The 1,330-nt window shown below is 44.7% G+C and carries 1 protein-coding gene; it reads right to left on the bottom strand.

Translation table 11 applies throughout. From position 1 onward, the window contains the following. Positions 1-233: 233 nt before the first annotated feature. The coding region (locus LD39_RS20930) for a 5'-nucleotidase C-terminal domain-containing protein (RefSeq protein WP_197061472.1) at positions 234-1,330 on the bottom strand (1,097 nt) is incomplete at its 5' end.

Raw genomic sequence — 1,330 nt, 5'->3', positions numbered from 1 at the left:
GCAAACGACGAGACTCCTGCGGGATGAGCATGACAGGTGAGACCCCGGAAGAAGCCTGAGGAGGCTCAGCGCATGTCCGCGGAAAGGGAGTCGTTTTTCCCGTCACCATCCTCGCACATAAAAGTCTCGAAACTGAGTCTTCCGGAATAGGGAGCTTTAATGGAATAAGAAGAACGGTGACAAAAAGCGGTTAAATAAAAAAGCTGACCTGTGTGCCGGCCAGCTTTTCATGATTAATGATTATGGTAGTCGTGAGGATTTCCATGCTTGTGTTCATGTTTATGCTTCATGTCTCCGTGATTCTTATGGTCGTGCTTCTGCTTGCTCTTCATCAAATTAAGCTGGTAAGTCGCAAAACCATCGGATGCCTCGCTTACAAAGTTGATAGTCTCCATGTCGTCCGCATAAGCTTTTGCTTTCAGTGAGGATTCGAAGGTAACGTTTAAATCAACATGCTTCTTATTAATATCTTTGAACGACCAGTTATGATCAGCTGTCGGGTTGATCGTTTGCTGCTCTACCATATAGTCGATTAGTACCTGTCTATTTTCATCAGGTGAATCAATAATGATATTCGAACCGTCTAGGTGAGGGAAATTCCCGCCTCCGCTCGCCCGATAATTATTCGTTGCAACGATGAAGGACATGTCTGCAGTGACTTCCTCTCCTTCATATTTCAAGTCTTTAATCCGGCTTGCTTCTGGGTTAATGACATTTCCGCTGCGATCGTATTTCGCTGGTTCTCTGACATCCACTTTATACGTGACGCCATCAATGACATCAAAGTTATAGGAAGGGAAGTCTGGATTGATCAGCTTTTGCTCTTCTTCGCTGTTCGGATTGATCTGATTGAATTGACCCGCTGACATTTCGAGCCAATCTTTCAGCTCTTCACCATTTAATAGGACTGCCTTCAATGTGTTTGGATATACATACAGATCCGCTACATTTTTGATTGCAATGTCTCCAGCAGGAATGTCGGTATAATAGTCCGCTCCTCCGCGTCCTCCTGCTTTGAATGGGGCACCTGCAGAGAGTACAGGAAGATCCGCATATTCTGTACCCTGGATATGATTTTCTACATACCATTTCTGAGCATTCGTGACGATTTGAATAGAAGGATCATCGTTCACAAGCGCGAAATAGCTGTTGATCGGAGCTGTCGTCTCACCAACAGGCGTTCGTACGTAGTCAATCGTTGCTTCATGATCATCTTTTACGGCATCAATGATATCCTGATCTGCATCTACAAGTGATGTATTGGTAGACTTATCATAAATTGGACGGGCTTCGGATTGAGAATCCTTCACCAGCCACTCTCCGTTGCTTT

Origin of the sequence: Halobacillus sp. BBL2006, from assembly GCF_000786645.1 — a bacterium.
Taxonomy (GTDB): domain Bacteria; phylum Bacillota; class Bacilli; order Bacillales; family Halobacillaceae; genus Halobacillus.
Note: the sequence above shows the minus strand (reverse complement) of the source record. Positions and strands in the feature narration are given on the sequence as shown.